Here is a 14875-nt window from a genome sequence, read left to right on the forward strand (position 1 = left end):
CGCGCATTGTTTTCGGTATTAAAGCGTCAATTCCGCCTCTGCTGCGGCCCATTTCACCCACATCTGCGAGTATTCATATGAAAGTAGGCATCATCGGCGCTATGGAGCAGGAAGTGACTCTGCTGCGCGACAAAATCATTAACCGCAAGACTATCGAACGCGCGGGCTGCGAAATCTATACCGGCCAGTTGCACGGCGTGGACGTTGCCCTGCTGAAATCCGGCATCGGTAAAGTGTCGGCGGCGATGGGTACCACGTTGCTGCTGGAGCATTGCCAGCCAGACGTCGTCATCAATACCGGTTCCGCCGGTGGCCTGGCGAAAACCCTGAAAGTGGGCGATATCGTGGTGTCTGACGAAGTGCGTTATCACGACGCCGACGTTACCGCTTTCGGTTACGAACCCGGCCAGATGGCAGGTTGCCCGGCGGCGTTCAAGGCCGATCCGGCGCTGATCGAACTGGCTGAAACCTGTATCCGTCAGCTGGATCTGAACGCCGTGCGCGGTCTGGTGTGCAGCGGCGACGCATTCATCAACGGCGCCGCCCCGCTGGCCCGCATTCGCGCCACCTTCCCGAATGTGGCAGCCGTCGAAATGGAAGCCGCAGCCATCGCCCACGTGTGTCATCTGTTCGATACACCATTTGTGGTGGTGCGTGCCATTTCTGATGTCGCCGACGGCGAATCGCACCTGAGCTTCGAAGAGTTTCTGGTCACCGCGGCGCAGCAATCCACCCTGATGGTGGATGCTATGCTCAAAACGCTGGCTGATTCACAAGAGTGATGATGCGCCGGTTCTGTCTGGTTCTGGGTTTTCTGATGCTGCCGTGGGTGGCCGCGGCGGCCCCGGCGCAACGGGTGATCACTCTGGCACCTAATCTGACAGAACTGGCGTTTGCCGCCGGTTTGGGCGATAAGCTGGTTGGCGTGAGTGCTTACTCCGATTACCCGCCTCAGGCTGCAAAGATTGAGCAGGTGGCGAACTGGCAGGGCATCAACGTTGAACGCATCGTGACGCTCAAACCTGATCTGGTGCTCGCCTGGCGCGGCGGCAATCCGCAGCGACCACTGGAGCAACTGGCTTCGCTGGGTATCAACGTGGTGTATCTCGATCCGCAAAATGCGGCGCAGATTGCCCAGGCGCTGGAACAACTGGCGCCCTACAGTGCCGATCCCGCCACCGCGCAGCACGCTGCAACGGATTTCCGTCAGCAATGGCAGGCGCTTAAGCTGAAATATCACCGTGAGAAACCGGTGCCGGCTTTTATTCAGTTCGGCACACAGCCGCTGTTTACCGCCTCATCGGCGACGATGCAAAGTGAAGTGCTGGAACTCTGTGGTGCCAAAAACATTTTCGCAGACAGCAGTGTTCCCTGGCCTCAGGTCAGCCGGGAGCAGGTGTTGAACCGCCATCCGCAGGTGATTGTGGTTGCGGGCGGACCATCACAAAAGCAGGTCATTGAAGATTACTGGCGTTCCCTGCTCAGCGCACAGGTCATTACGCTGGATTCAGACTGGTTCAGCCGCGCAGGCCCGCGAATTTTACTGGCAGCACAACAGCTTTGCCCCCGGATTGCGGCCCTGCCTCAGAGGTGAATACTCACTAACAGTACAGTGACTTTCTTGCCCCTCGCCGCTATGGCACTTTTCTGAATCGTTGCTTTATTAACCAAAATCAATGAACCGCCACTTTTATCTGTTAGTATGTGCGTCGTCAAATCCTTCGTACGATGACTGCCTTCGCTTTAAGATTATCTCTTTGTTATACAAACGAAATAATAAAATAACGGTATCTGATACGACGACTCAGCGGCGACGCTCCCGGACGGAAACGTTTTGGATTAAAGACCGCAAAAATAAGACCGATAACCTTAATCAGCCACGCTGATTTTATTGCTCTAAAAATTGAACGACACCAGCAGGAAACAGAAATGAAAGCTTTATTACTCAGTGCGTTACTCGCCCTGAGCCCGCTGGCGGCTGTCGCGGGCATGACAAGTGGCGAGATCCACATCAGTCTGACTATTTTACCTTCATGCCAGGTGAACGCAGCGCATTCGGGCACTTCCGTGATCTGCACCAACCGCAGCATGAGCCCGCCACATATCAGTGAAACGGTACTGGCAGCAGCGCCCGGCATCAAGGTGGATTCCACGCTGGTGACCGTCGAATGGTAATCCTCTTGTAAGCACTTACTTACCCTGAGTGCCTTTTAGGAGTGGAAATAAGCCCATTAAAAAAGCCCGTCTGCATACACAGACGGGCTTTTTTGACGCTGCTGAAACTCTCAGCCGCGTATCAGATGCTGAATGACGAACCGCAGCCGCAGGTTGTCTTGGCATTCGGGTTGGTCACGATAAAACGTGAACCTTCCAGACCTTCAGTGTAATCCACCGAACCGCCCACCAGATATTGCAGGCTCATCGGGTCAACCACCAGCGCCACACCGGCTTTCTCGATGGTCATATCACCGTCGTTGATTTTATCGTCAAACGTAAAACCGTACTGGAATCCGCTGCAACCGCCGCCGGTGATGTAAACACGCAGCTTCAGATTCGGATTTTCTTCATCAGAAATTAGGTTCTGCACCTTACGCGCCGCAGCCTCAGTAAACTGTAACGGCAACGCGGTTGTTTCATTCATTAACGCTTCACTCATCATTTCTCACTCCCAATCCGCATTTGTTCAGGCCGCCAGATTGACTGTCTGAATAATGAACTCATTATCTTATACCTGAGTTGATGCTTCAAGTATGGGCATTTTTCGCGGCGCTGTCCTGCTTATTGGTGCTCTCACCCACAGATTCTGCCTGCGCTTTTTCTGCATTTTCGCGTTCCTGCCTCTGTAAGGTGCGGGTCAGGATGGTTGAATACAAGGGCTTACCGCCCAAAAACTGTGCCAGCAGGGTCGCGCCCAGACAGGTGATGATCATGGGTAAAATCAGCTGATAGTTGTCGGTCATTTCCAGCACCAGCACGATGCCGGTCAGCGGCGCACGCACGCTGGCGGCAAACAGTGCGCCCATTCCGGCAATGGCGAAGGTCGCCGGTTGAATATCGTATTCAGGGAACCAGACCAGCGCGGCGGTACCAAATGCCGTACCCAGCAAGGTGCCGAGCGCTAACATCGGGGCAAATATGCCACCCGGCGCACCTGAAGCAAAGCAAAGCACCGTGGTCACCACGCGGACAAAAAAGATAAACAGCAGCATCATCAGACCGTATTGCCCTGCCGCCGCCAGCGGGATCAGCGCAAAACCACCGCCTGCCGCTTCTGGCTGAACAAGCCCGATCAGGCCGCAGACGCCGCCCAGCACGCCGCCGATAATCAGGATTTTGCGCAGATTACCACCGTGGATGCGGGCAAACATATCCTGCGTGCGAAAGATCAGCGCGTTAAAGCTGACGCCGACCACGCCAAATACCATCCCCAGCACCAGAAACAGCCACAGGGTATTCAGCGAAGTATTCGCCAGTTTACCGACCTCTATCACGGCCGTATCACCGTTGAAAATCCGGAAAACGATGCTCGACATAATCACGCCGATAAACACCGCTTTTATAGAAATCAGGCTGTAGCGAAATTGCAGGCGCATCTCTTCGAGAATGAACAGGATACCGGCCAGCGGCGCGTTAAAGGCGGCTGAAAGCCCTGCCGCCGCCCCGGTAGCCAGCAGCGAGTGGCGGGCTTCGGCGCTGCGCAGCCTGAAAATATCCGCCATCATTTTGCCGACGTTTGCGCCCATCTGCACGGTCGGCCCTTCCCTGCCCAGCACCATGCCGGCGCTCAGCGTGCCTATACCACCAAAGAATTTCACCGGGATCACCCGCCACCAGCGCACCGGACGTAACTCTTCCAGCGCACCTTCGATTTCAGGAATGCCGGAGCCGCCCGCTTCAGGCGCGAAACGCCGGACCAGATAATAGCCGGACATCGCCAGCAGGCCTGACACCACAAAGGTCAGCGGCCACATTAAAATCCAGTAATCGCTGAAAATACTGAGGCCCGAAAGCCGCATGGCCATCACCCCGTTCACCGCTTTTTCGAAAGCCACGCCAAGCAGACCGGCGACGGTTCCCACCACAGCAGCAACAATCAGAATTGCGACCGGCGTTTTATCACGGCGCAGGAACATACGCAGCACTTCACTGCGTTTACGCGGGCCATGCGCAGAGGCTGGCTCAGGCATATCAGTATTTGATTCATTCATCGGATCAGGAGGAATACAGAAAAGGTAATGGAATATTTATGGATTAAATCATACAACATGGCCGCCTGACAGGACTCAGGACAAAATCCGCGACGGTTTACGGTTTGATAACCTCGCGCAGTTCACTAGAATGGGCGCATTGCTATCCCTTATGTCATACAGCATCAAGAAAACCAGGAGCCGAGTAATGAGTAAGTCAGAAAGTCTGTTCACGCAGGCGCAAGCGCTAATCCCGGGCGGTGTGAATTCGCCGGTACGTGCCTTCTCCGGCGTCGGCGGCGTCCCGCTATTCATCGAGCGCGCTGACGGTGCCTTTTTGTTTGATGCCGATGGTAAAGCTTACATCGACTACGTCGGTTCATGGGGTCCGATGGTGCTCGGCCACAACAACGCTGACATTCGCAATGCGGTGATTGAAGCGGCACAGCGCGGCCTGAGCTTTGGTGCGCCAACCGAGATGGAAGTGAAAATGGCCGAACTGGTTACCGGACTGGTGCCAAGTATGGACATGGTGCGCATGGTGAACTCCGGTACCGAAGCCACCATGAGCGCCATTCGTCTTGCCCGCGGCTTTACCCATCGCGATAAAATCATCAAATTCGAAGGCTGCTATCACGGCCACGCCGACTGCCTGCTGGTGAAAGCCGGTTCCGGCGCGCTGACCCTCGGCCAGCCAAATTCTCCGGGCGTACCGGCGGATTTCGCCAAACACACCCTGACGTGCACTTATAACGATCTGGATTCCGTACGCGCCGCTTTCGAACAGTTCCCTGACGATATCGCCTGTATCATTGTTGAGCCGGTAGCGGGCAACATGAACTGTATCCCGCCACTGCCGGCGTTCCTGCCGGGTCTGCGTGCACTCTGTGATGAATTCGGTGCGCTGCTGATCATCGACGAAGTGATGACCGGTTTCCGCGTCGCGCTCGGCGGTGCTCAGGAATATTACAATGTGGTGCCGGATCTGACCTGTCTGGGTAAAATCATCGGCGGCGGGATGCCGGTAGGCGCATTCGGTGGCCGCCGCGACGTGATGGACGCACTGGCACCGACCGGCCCGGTGTATCAGGCGGGGACGCTTTCCGGTAACCCGATTGCCATGGCGGCCGGTATTGCCTGCCTGACACAGGTCGCACAACCGGGCGTGCACCAGACTCTGAATGAGCGCACCACCCAGCTGGCTGAAGGGTTACTGCATGCGGCGAAAGCGGAAAACATTCCGTTTGTGGTGAACCACGTCGGCGGCATGTTCGGCCTGTTCTTTACCGATGCAGACACCGTGACCTGCTATCAGGACGTGATGAAGTGCGACGTTGAGCGCTTCAAAAATTTCTTCCACCTGATGCTGGAAGAAGGCGTTTATCTCGCACCTTCCGCCTTCGAAGCAGGCTTCATGTCGCTGGCGCACAGCGAAGAAGATATCCAGCGCACCGTCAGCGCGGCACGTCGCTGTTTCGCGAAGCTGTAAGATCAGCTCGCCCCTGTGCAGGGGAGACACTGAAATGTAAAGGGGCCTTCTGGCCCCTTTTTGTTGCATCAGTCCCGGCGTTATTTCGCCTGTTTTCTCAGCAGGTAGATAAAGTACGGCGCACCGATGAAGGTCGCGAGCAGCCCTGCCGGGATCTGGTTCGGGAACAGGAACATCCGGCCGCACCAGTCGGCGAACACCATCAGCAAGCCACCGAGAATACTGGCGACCATCCACTGCGGCATCGCCCGTCGAAAGCCCATCATGCGTGCCATGTGCGGTGCCATCAGCCCGATAAAACTCAGCGGCCCGACGGTCAGCGTGGCGGCGGCTGTCATGATTGCGGCCAGCATCAGGATCGCCATACGGCTTGGCGTCAGCGCCATTCCGACAGACTTCGCGGTCACACTGCCGAGCGGCAGAATATTGACCCAGCGGCGCAGGAACGGCACCAGCACCATCAGCACCGCAGCCAGCACCAGCGTTCGCCATGCGGTATCAGAAGTCACGGAATAGGTTGAACCGGAAATCCAGGTCAGCAGGCCACCCATACGCGGATCACCGCTGGCGAGTAACAGCGTCAGCAGCGTGCTGAACGCGGTGCTCAGCGCGATACCGGTCAGCAGCATCCGCTCGGCGGAGAAGCTGCGTAAACCGGAGGCGAGCATGATCACCAGCAGGGTGATCGCCGCACCGGCACTGCCCGCGGGCAGCAACCAGACAAAGGCATCACCGGGCACAATAAACATCATCAGCACCACACCAAATGCCGCACCGGAACTTATCCCCAGCACTTCGGGGCTGGCCATCGCGTTGCCGGTCAGTTTCTGAATCAGCACGCCTGATGACGCCAGCATAATTCCTGCCGCCAGCGCCGCCATCACCCGCGGCATACGCCACGGCAGCAGCGCCTGTAAATCTGCGCCCGTTGACCAGCTCCAGCCCGTGGCATTGCGCCCGGCCATCAGCGCGACGGCCAGCCCTGCCAGTAACACCAGCAGCGCAAGCGACACCCAGCGCACCAGATGCTGACGCTCATCGGGCACGTTGTCGCCCTGATCCATCGGTGGTGGCGTCATGCTGTTACGCAGCCGCGGCAACAGCCACAGCAGCAACGGCGCGCCGACCAGCGCGGTGGCTGCACCGGTCGGTATTTCCATCCAGTATTGTGTCAGCCACTGCATCACCTGATCGGTGAACCACAGCAGCAGCGCACCGATCACCGGCGCCATGACCAGCCGCGAAAACAGGCGACGTGCGCCGAGCATTTTCGCCAGCAACGGCGCAAATAAACCGATAAAGCCAATCATGCCTACGGCGTTAACCAGCTGGGCGCTCATCAGGATCGCCAGCGCCAGCACCGCGAGGCGGGCAGCGGATAATCCCAGACCGAGATTTTTTGCCACACCGTCATCCAGCCCCAGTAAGGTCATCGGACGTTGCAACAGGAAGGCCAGCAGCCAGACGATGATCACGCGCGGCAACAGGAAGGAAGCAATATTCCAGTCCTGCTGGTTCAGCGCCCCGCTGCTCCACATATACAAACTTTGCAGGCGCTGATAGTTGAACAGCCCCAGCAGGCCATTGACCGCACCGCAATACAAACCGAGCACCAGCCCGGCGAGGATCAGCGTCACCGGCGAAAGTCGTTTACCCCAGGCGATCCCGAAGACCAGCACGCCGATCACCACCGCGCCAAGCATGGCGGCGAACTGCTGGGTGATAAGGCCCCCCGGCAGCGCCCACAGCGTGGCAATGGTCAGACCGAGCTGGGCACCGGCAGAAACACCGAGCGTCGCCGGTTCTGCCAGCGGATTGCGCAGAACCTGCTGAAACAGTAAACCGACCAGCCCCAGACCGGCACCGGCCAGCAGTGCGACGGCAATACGCGGCAGCGAGCTGTAATGGAACAGCATCTGCTGAACATCATCGATGTCCGGCTGCCACAACGCGCTGCGCCACTGGTGATAAGGCAGTTGCTGATGGAGGTTGTAAACGCTGAGCAGACCTGCCGCCAGCGTCAGCAGAATCAAAAATATCAGCGAAACGCTGAGTGCGCGGCGGTTCATACCGGTTTCCCCAGAGTGCTGTTAAGAATGCGGCAAAAATGCATGGCGCTAAACGTCGCGCCGTAAAACCAGACCGCGGGCACCACGGTGAACTGATTATTGCGAACGAACGGCATCGATTTCCACAAAGGCGTGGGCGCAACGGCGTCCATGATGTCGGCGCTGCCGTGATCAAAGCACAGCACGCGGGCATTTTTGATGGCCGCCAGACGTTCGATCCCGACAGACACGCTGCCCCAGAAGCTGCCTTCGCCCTGCCAGGCATTGGTCAGCCCGACCTCCTCCATCACTTCCTGGAACAGGCTTCCCTGGCCGAACACCAGCACATGGCGGGTGTCGATAAAGGTGATTAACAGCACCGGCTGTCCGGCGGCCGGTTTCATCAGCTCGCGGGTTTTCGCCAGTTGCTGGTGATAGAGCTGCAAATGCTGTTCCGCGCGTTCCGGCAAACCGAGATAATCCGCCAGTTTGTGCAGGGAACGGATCGCCAGTTGCAGAGGTTTGGCGCTGCCGTCGTTGGCTTTCACATCCACCACCGGCGCGATGGATTCCAGCTGGCTGGTTTTCGGGCCGTAGCCCTGAGTCACCACAAGCAGAGACGGCTTAAGTTGCTGGATAAACTCCATATTGGGTTCAGTGCGCTGACCTACGTCAATGACCGTCGGCGCCAGCTTTGGCTCTTCGACCCAGAGTTCATAATTGGGAATATCAGCAATCGCCATCGGCATGATACCGAGCGCAATCAGCAACTCGGCAGGCAGCCATTCCAGCGCAATAATTCGGCTGAGATCGGGTGTTGATGCGGAAAACGTCGGCATAGAAGCCAGCAGCGGGGATAACGCCAGCGCCTGTAAAATCCGGCGACGCGTTATTCCTGAAAAATGAGGAAAATCAGACATATCAGTATACGAAGCTCACAGGCGCACCGCCCGCCGGATGCGGAAGAATGCCCATCGGAATACCATAAATTTGTTCAAGGACGTCGCCGCGCATCATCTCTTCCGGTGTGCCCTGAGCGATCATCTCGCCGCCACGCAGCGCCATCAGCTGGTCGCAATAGCGCGCCGCCATGTTCAGATCGTGCAGAACCGCAATCACGGTTAAGCCTTTTTCGCGGCTCAGACGCTGGATCAGCGCCAAGACGTCTTTCTGATGGGCGATATCAAGTGCGGAGGTGGGTTCATCAAGCAGCAGACAGCGGCTGTCCTGCGCCACCATCATCGCCAGCCAGGCGCGCTGACGCTCGCCGCCGGAGAGGCTGTCCACCAGACGGTGCGCGAAAGGCTTCAGGCCCACCAGAGAGATCGCTTCTTCGACTTTTTCTTTGTCCTGATGTTTGAAACGCCCCAATGCGCCGTGCCACGGGTAGCGGCCAATTGCCACCAGCTCCTGCACGGTCATGCCTTCTGCGGCGGGAAGTTGTTGTGGCAGATACGCCACCTGACGCGCAAAGGCTTTGCTGTCCCACTGAGCCAGCGGCGTGTCATTGAGGAAAATCGTGCCGGATGTCGCAGACTGATGCCGCCCCAGCATTTTTAACAACGTCGACTTACCCGAGCCGTTGTGACCAATCAGGCCACACACTTGTCCCTGGGGGAACGTCAGTGACAGCGGAGCCAGCAGTGTGCGTCCCGTGACAGAAAAACTGACATCCTGCAGGCGGAATACGCTTTCTGGCAGCGAGGAAGACGGAGGTACGTTGTTATTAAGCATAAGATTTTCTGCGTCGACATCTGGTTAAGAACAGGAAACGGGCACGACCAGCGTGCCCGGATTTCACAGCGTTAATGCAAACTAACGATTAAAATCTGAATGTCGCGGTGGCGACAACCTGGCGATCTGAACCCCAGTAACAGGCGTAATCGCGATAGCAGCTGGCGACGTATTCACGATCCAGCAGGTTATTGACGTTCACGCCAACGGAAGAGCCCGGCAGGCCAAAGCGCGCGAGATCGTATTTGATCGTGGCATCCACCAGCGTGTAGGAAGACACATTAAAGGCTTCATTCGCTTTGTCTGCATTCACACCGTTTGCGGTGTAGAAGCTGGAGCTGGCCCCGACGTAACGCACACCCGAACCGACTGTCAGGCCGCTGAGCGCGGTTTCGTGGAAGGTGTAATCCGCCCACAGAGACGCCATATTTGCCGGCACTTCAACAGGACGCTTGCCTTCGAAATTGGTGTCGTGGGTGTATTTTGCATCGGTATAGGTATAAGACGCCGTGAGGTTAATGTTGGCGTTAACCGCGGCTTTGGCTTCCAGTTCCAGACCGCGGGAACGGATTTCACCAGACTGAACGCTGAAGTTAGCGTCAGACGGGTTGGCAGTCAGGTTTTTATCTTTGGTCAGCTGATACACCGCTGCCGTCAGGCTGATCGGACGATCGTTCGGGATGTATTTCACACCCGCTTCGTACTGTTTACCTATTGAAGGATCGAACGGCTGGCCTTGTTTGGTGGCGCCTGCGTTCGGTTCAAAGGATTCGCTGTAGCTGAAGTACGGAGAAATACCGTTGTCGAACAGATAGTTCAGACCACCACGCCAGGTAAACTGCTGATCGTTGATCTGCGAAGCGCTGTTGGTGGTGCGCGTAAAGGTTGAGCTTTTGGCGAAATCGTAACGGCCGCCAACAGTCAGGATCCACTTATTCCATTCCGCCTGATCCTGCATGTACAGGCCGGTTTGCTCCTGACGATTGAGGATCTCATACGGGAAGTACAATGAGACATTGCCGTTACCGTATTGCGGATTTGCCAGATTCAGATTACTTGCGCTGCCGTAATCCGCATCAATATCGTTACGCATACGCATGTAATCGACACCCATCAGCAGGGTGTGATCGACAGCGCCGGTGCCGAATTTAGCCTGAGCCTGGGTATCGACATCAAAGTTCGCCAGCTTCTCTTTGGACTGAACGTAGCTGCGCGTGATGTTGCCGTTACCGAGGTAGCCGAAGCCGTAAACTGATTTATATTGGGTATCGAGTTTGGTGTAGCGCAGGTTCTGGCGAACCGTCCAGGTATCATCAAACTGATGTGCGAAGCTGTAACCGACCATTTTCTGGTTGCGTGACATACGGTTGCCCGCTTCACCTTCGTTGAAATCTGTCGGCAGTTTATGTGCTTTACCGTTGGCATCGTAGTACGGCACCACGGTGCCTTCACGTGGCAACCAGCCGTAATAACCGGCATCCGGATCGTTCTGGAAATTGCTCAGGAAGGTGAAGTCGGTTTTATCATCAGGGCGCCATGAGAAAGACGGCGCAATCGAATAGCGTTTTTCTTTCGCCATCTCCTGCTGCGTATCCTGACTGCGCGCCACGCCGGTCAGACGGTAGGAATACACGCCCGCATCGTCGATGGCATCGCTGAAATCAAAACCGGTCTGGTACAGGTTATCCGTACCCATTTTGAACTGTACTTCTTTCAACGGTTCAGTGGTCGGACGCTTGCTGACCATGCTGACCACGCCGCCCGGATTGCTTTTACCGTAGAGAACGGAAGACGGCCCGCGCAGCAGTTCAACGCGCTCCAGCATGTACGGATCCATCGACACTTCAGAATAGTTGTCACCCTGAAGTTTGATGCCGTCGAGATACTGATTGGTGTTCACCGAGGTGAAACCACGGATTGCCATGGCGTCGATGGTGTTAGAACTGCCACGGCTGGCGAAAACGCCCGGCGTGTAGCCCAGCGCTTCTTTTACCGAAGCAGGCTGTTTCATGTCCATTTCTTCACGGGTGACGACGGAAACTGACTGCGGCGTTTTCACCAGCGGCGTATCGGTTTTGGTGCCGGTCGCACTGTGTTTTGCTGCGATTGTCGCCGCAGGGCCCCACGCAGATTCCGGCGCGGCTTCGGCAGCGGCTGAACTGGTGACGTTGATCGTATCTTCTTTTGCGGGAGCCGTGACGGCTGCGCCTGCATAGAAAGACGTGGAGCTCAACGTTGCCGTGATAGTCAAAGCCAAAGTGCGACGTGTAAAGACGTCTTTAGATGAAGAAAGGGAGCGCTGAAAAGCCATTGCGTTATCTCTGGAATGTTTATTAATGGGAATGTAAACGATAATTATTATTATGAACATCGCATAATATGCGCAATGCTTGCGCATCTGCAAGCCTATTTAACTCATAGATTGACTGAATGAATAAAAATTATCCCCATGTTAAATATGGGTAAAAGTGCCTATAAATTAAACGGGAATGGATGTAACCAGCTTGCGGAGAATGTAAATCTGCGTGCGTGAATTTGGGTTAAGAATAACAAATAAAAAAGGCGCAACTCTCATTGCGCCTTTTCACTTTAACGAATCCGCTGTTTATCAGTTACCTGACCCGAACATATCCTTGATCCAGCCAGCGACACCATTACTGTCTTTCTTCTCATCCTGCTGCTGCTGTTGTGGCTGCTGCCCCTGAGAGGAAGGTTGCTGTTGTTGCTGCTGCTGCATCTGTTGTTGCTGCTGCTGAACAGCGCTCACAGACGCCTGACACATCGCATCCGGAGAATCGGTCCAGACCGGAATGGAGCGCACCGCGCCGCCGCCGCTCAGCATGCCTGAACCTGAACCGCCGCCGCAAACAAAGTTACCGCTGCCGTCGATGTTCATGGTGCTGATGCCTTCCGGCATTTGCAGATTCAGTGGCTGTGGTGTGCCGTTTTCCAGATAACGTCCGTAAAGCACCAGCGCACCGGTTGAGCCCCACAGTTTCGACGGGCCGTTGTTATCACGGCCAACCCAGGTGATGGCGACCTGATTACCATCGATACCGGCGAACCAGCTGTCGCGCAGTTCGTTCGAGGTCCCGGTTTTCGCCGCCAGATGCAGTTTCGGGAATTTGTTCGCCAGCGCGCGCGATGTCCCTTCCTGCACAACCTGTTGCATGGCGTAAAGCGTCAGATACGCGGCCTGCGCCGGGATCACCCGGACAGCCTGCGGGAAGCTCTGATACAGCACGGTGCCGTCTTCCGCAATCACCGAACGCACTGCCGACAGAGGCGCTTTATTACCGCCGCTGGCAATGGTCTGGTATTCCTGAGCCACTTCCATCGGCGTCAGGGCGATTGCCCCCAGCAACATCGACGGAGTCTGGTTCAGGGATTCTTTCGGAATGCCTAAATCAATCAGCGTCTTGGTAATGTTATCCAGGCCCACCGCCATACCCAGATTGACCGTCGGTACGTTCATGGAACGTGCCAGTGCATCCACCAGCAGAACCTGACCGCGGAACTGATGGTCATCGTTTTTCGGCGACCAGGTCTGGCCGTTCGCCAGTTTCAGCGTCAGCGGCTGGTCAGCCAGAATAGTGTTCAGGCGGTATTTATCCGGCTGAGACAGCGCAGTCAGATAGGTGGCCGGTTTTGCCAGAGAACCGACCTGACGGCGTGCCTGCATGGCACGGTTGAAACCGGCAAACTGCGTTTCCGCACCGCCCACCATACCGCGCACTTCGCCGGTATAACGGTCAACGATCACCATGGCGGTTTCGATGTCATTCAGGCCGCTTTTCTTACGCAGTAACGGAATGCCTTCTTCGACCGCTTTTTCCGCCGCATCCTGTGAAATCGGATCCAGCGTGGTGAAGATTTTCACCCCGGACATATCCTGCACTTTATCGCCGAGTTTCGCCTGCAACTCCTGGCGCACCATCTGCATAAACGCCGGCTGAGGTGAAATCACCCCGCCCTTCGGCTGTACGCCGAGCGGACGCGCGCTGAGCATGTCATACAGTTCCTGATCGATAACTTTCTGATCGACCAGCAAGCGCAGCACCAGATTACGGCGCTGCAAGGCCATGTTCGGGTTACGCCACGGGTTGTACAGCGACGCCCCTTTCACCATGCCGACCAGCAACGCCTGCTGATCCAGACTCAGTTCGTTCACCGGACGACCAAAGTAATACAGGCTCGCCAGTGGGAAACCACGGATCTGATCCGACCCGCTCTGGCCGAGATACACTTCGTTGAGATACAGCTCGAGAATACGATCTTTGCTGTAATCCGCATCCAGCAGCACGGCCATCACGGCTTCACGCGCTTTTCGGCTCAGTGAACGCTCGTTGGTCAGGAACAGGTTTTTCACCAGCTGCTGTGTCAGCGTTGAACCGCCCTGCACCGCATGACCGGCCGTCAGGTTCGCCAGCACCGCACGCCCGATGGAATAGAAGTTAATCCCGTCGTGTTCATAGAAGTGACGGTCTTCCGTGGCCAGCAGCGTATCCACCAGCAAATCCGGGAAGCCGGAACGCGGCACGAACAGGCGCTGTTCACCGTTGGCGTTGGACGCCTGCAACATGGTGATCAAACGCGGATCGAGGCGGAACAGCCCGAAATCACGCTGATTATCCAGGTTCTTAATTTCTGACAGGCTGTTGCCGTCGAACATCAGACGGGCGTTAACCTGTCCTTCTTTGCCTTCCGGGAAATCAAACGGCCGGCGCAGCATATCGATGTAATTCGCGTGAACGGTAAATTCGCCCGGACGGGTGATGCGCGTCACTTCGCGATATTGCGTGCCTTCCAGCAGCCCGACCATTTCCGCTTTACTGATCGACATGTCCGGCTCGAGATTCACCTGACGGCCATAGACCGCCGCCGGAAGTTGCCAGACTTTGCCGCCATCAATGCGGCTGTGAATTTCACGGTTGAGGTACACCGCGTAAATGCCCAGCAGAATGGCAAAAACGACGAAAAGTTTGACCATCAGCCAGAACAAACGACGCTTAAGGCTTTTTTTGCCGCCTTTTTTCGCTTTGCGCGGTGCAGCTTTACGGGTCATGCGCGACTCCCGCTCTTCTTCGTAGTCATCGTCATCCTCAACGTCTTCATCCACTTCTTCTTCATAGTCATCGTAATCGTCATCCCGACGGTTACGGCGGACAGGACGCTCCCGCGAAGGCTTGCGTCCGCCAGGTTTACCTTTGCGGCCAATCGGCTCGCGATCATCGCCAGACATCAGTCATTCTCCCAACGTGCTGCTGTGTTCGTCATAATGATTCTGCTTTGCTGAGTCATTGTCATTTTTAATTTCAAAAAACATTGTATTTCAAAAGGATACTGTAAAAAGCCTGCAAAACAGACCGCAAGGCGCTTACTCTGTGCCCCGCTTTGGATTTCGCCCAGAAGAAATG

At 56.2% G+C, this 14875-nt stretch carries 11 protein-coding genes; 4 read left to right on the forward strand and 7 right to left on the reverse strand.

What is annotated here, in order from left to right:
• The first annotated feature begins 77 nt into the window (after window positions 1–77).
• The 3 genes from mtnN to ACO0U8_RS07155 all read left to right on the forward strand — a co-directional run bounded on the left by mtnN (window position 78) and on the right by ACO0U8_RS07155 (window position 2175).
• Window positions 78–782 carry a 5'-methylthioadenosine/S-adenosylhomocysteine nucleosidase gene (gene mtnN / locus ACO0U8_RS07145; RefSeq protein WP_056774803.1) on the forward strand — a complete coding sequence of 235 codons (705 nt, stop codon included), beginning with the start codon at window positions 78–80 and terminating at the stop codon, window positions 780–782.
• On the forward strand, window positions 782–1594 hold the full coding sequence (gene btuF, locus ACO0U8_RS07150) for a vitamin B12 ABC transporter substrate-binding protein BtuF (RefSeq protein WP_421670535.1): 813 nt from the start codon (window positions 782–784) through the stop codon (window positions 1592–1594). Before mtnN ends, btuF begins: the two co-directional genes overlap by 1 nt.
• Window positions 1595–1929: 335 nt before the next feature.
• Complete coding sequence (locus tag ACO0U8_RS07155; protein ID WP_390974325.1) at window positions 1930–2175, forward strand: hypothetical protein; 246 nt, start codon at window positions 1930–1932, stop codon at window positions 2173–2175.
• A 121-nt stretch (window positions 2176–2296) separates the two neighbouring features.
• On the opposite strand, the gene erpA is transcribed toward ACO0U8_RS07155, so the two are convergent.
• Together erpA and clcA are read right to left on the reverse strand one after the other, a co-directional pair.
• Window positions 2297–2641, reverse strand: a complete 345-nt coding sequence (gene erpA, locus ACO0U8_RS07160) for an iron-sulfur cluster insertion protein ErpA (protein ID WP_056774928.1) — start codon at window positions 2639–2641, stop codon at window positions 2297–2299.
• Between the two features lie 103 nt (window positions 2642–2744).
• Entirely contained in the window at window positions 2745–4208 is a 1464-nt protein-coding gene (clcA, locus tag ACO0U8_RS07165) for a H(+)/Cl(-) exchange transporter ClcA (protein ID WP_056774792.1), read from the reverse strand.
• A 187-nt stretch (window positions 4209–4395) separates the two neighbouring features.
• Between clcA and hemL the strand changes: the two genes are divergently transcribed.
• Window positions 4396–5676 carry a glutamate-1-semialdehyde 2,1-aminomutase gene (gene hemL / locus ACO0U8_RS07170; RefSeq protein ID WP_421670536.1) on the forward strand — a complete coding sequence of 427 codons (1281 nt, stop codon included), beginning with the start codon at window positions 4396–4398 and terminating at the stop codon, window positions 5674–5676.
• A gap of 80 nt (window positions 5677–5756) precedes the next feature.
• On the opposite strand, the gene fhuB is transcribed toward hemL, so the two are convergent.
• The 5 genes from fhuB to mrcB form a co-directional block, all read right to left on the reverse strand.
• A complete protein-coding gene (gene fhuB, locus ACO0U8_RS07175) occupies window positions 5757–7745 on the reverse strand; it encodes a Fe(3+)-hydroxamate ABC transporter permease FhuB (RefSeq protein WP_056774783.1) in 1989 nt (662 codons plus the stop codon).
• Window positions 7742–8644: a Fe(3+)-hydroxamate ABC transporter substrate-binding protein FhuD gene (gene fhuD / locus ACO0U8_RS07180; RefSeq protein WP_421670537.1), complete on the reverse strand. Its 903-nt coding sequence runs from the start codon at window positions 8642–8644 to the stop codon at window positions 7742–7744. The genes fhuB and fhuD overlap by 4 nt, the downstream gene beginning before the upstream one ends.
• Before the next feature lies 1 nt (window position 8645).
• Entirely contained in the window at window positions 8646–9458 is an 813-nt protein-coding gene (gene fhuC, locus ACO0U8_RS07185; RefSeq protein WP_421670538.1) for a Fe3+-hydroxamate ABC transporter ATP-binding protein FhuC, read from the reverse strand.
• Between the two features lie 88 nt (window positions 9459–9546).
• Window positions 9547–11769, reverse strand: coding sequence for a ferrichrome porin FhuA (fhuA, locus tag ACO0U8_RS07190; protein ID WP_056774774.1), 2223 nt, complete (start codon window positions 11767–11769; stop codon window positions 9547–9549).
• 297 nt (window positions 11770–12066) lie between these two features.
• Window positions 12067–14700: a bifunctional glycosyl transferase/transpeptidase gene (mrcB, locus tag ACO0U8_RS07195; RefSeq protein ID WP_390974313.1), complete on the reverse strand. Its 2634-nt coding sequence runs from the start codon at window positions 14698–14700 to the stop codon at window positions 12067–12069.
• Between the last annotated feature and the right edge of the window lie 175 nt (window positions 14701–14875).

The sequence above is a fragment of the Rahnella sp. EDr1-12 genome (assembly GCF_049206505.1).
In the GTDB taxonomy this organism is placed as follows: Bacteria; Pseudomonadota; Gammaproteobacteria; order Enterobacterales; family Enterobacteriaceae; genus Rahnella; species Rahnella rivi.

Coding starts and splice junctions, on each gene's coding strand:
- fhuA (WP_056774774.1), bottom strand. CDS start 11,769: ATGGCTTTTCAGCGCTCCCTTTCTTCATCTAAAGACGTCTTTACACGT.
- erpA (WP_056774928.1), bottom strand. CDS start 2,641: ATGAATGAAACAACCGCGTTGCCGTTACAGTTTACTGAGGCTGCGGCG.
- ACO0U8_RS07155 (WP_390974325.1), top strand. CDS start 1,930: ATGAAAGCTTTATTACTCAGTGCGTTACTCGCCCTGAGCCCGCTGGCG.
- btuF (WP_421670535.1), top strand. CDS start 782: ATGATGCGCCGGTTCTGTCTGGTTCTGGGTTTTCTGATGCTGCCGTGG.
- mtnN (WP_056774803.1), top strand. CDS start 78: ATGAAAGTAGGCATCATCGGCGCTATGGAGCAGGAAGTGACTCTGCTG.
- mrcB (WP_390974313.1), bottom strand. CDS start 14,700: ATGTCTGGCGATGATCGCGAGCCGATTGGCCGCAAAGGTAAACCTGGC.
- fhuC (WP_421670538.1), bottom strand. CDS start 9,458: ATGCTTAATAACAACGTACCTCCGTCTTCCTCGCTGCCAGAAAGCGTA.
- fhuD (WP_421670537.1), bottom strand. CDS start 8,644: ATGTCTGATTTTCCTCATTTTTCAGGAATAACGCGTCGCCGGATTTTA.
- clcA (WP_056774792.1), bottom strand. CDS start 4,208: ATGAATGAATCAAATACTGATATGCCTGAGCCAGCCTCTGCGCATGGC.
- fhuB (WP_056774783.1), bottom strand. CDS start 7,745: ATGAACCGCCGCGCACTCAGCGTTTCGCTGATATTTTTGATTCTGCTG.
- hemL (WP_421670536.1), top strand. CDS start 4,396: ATGAGTAAGTCAGAAAGTCTGTTCACGCAGGCGCAAGCGCTAATCCCG.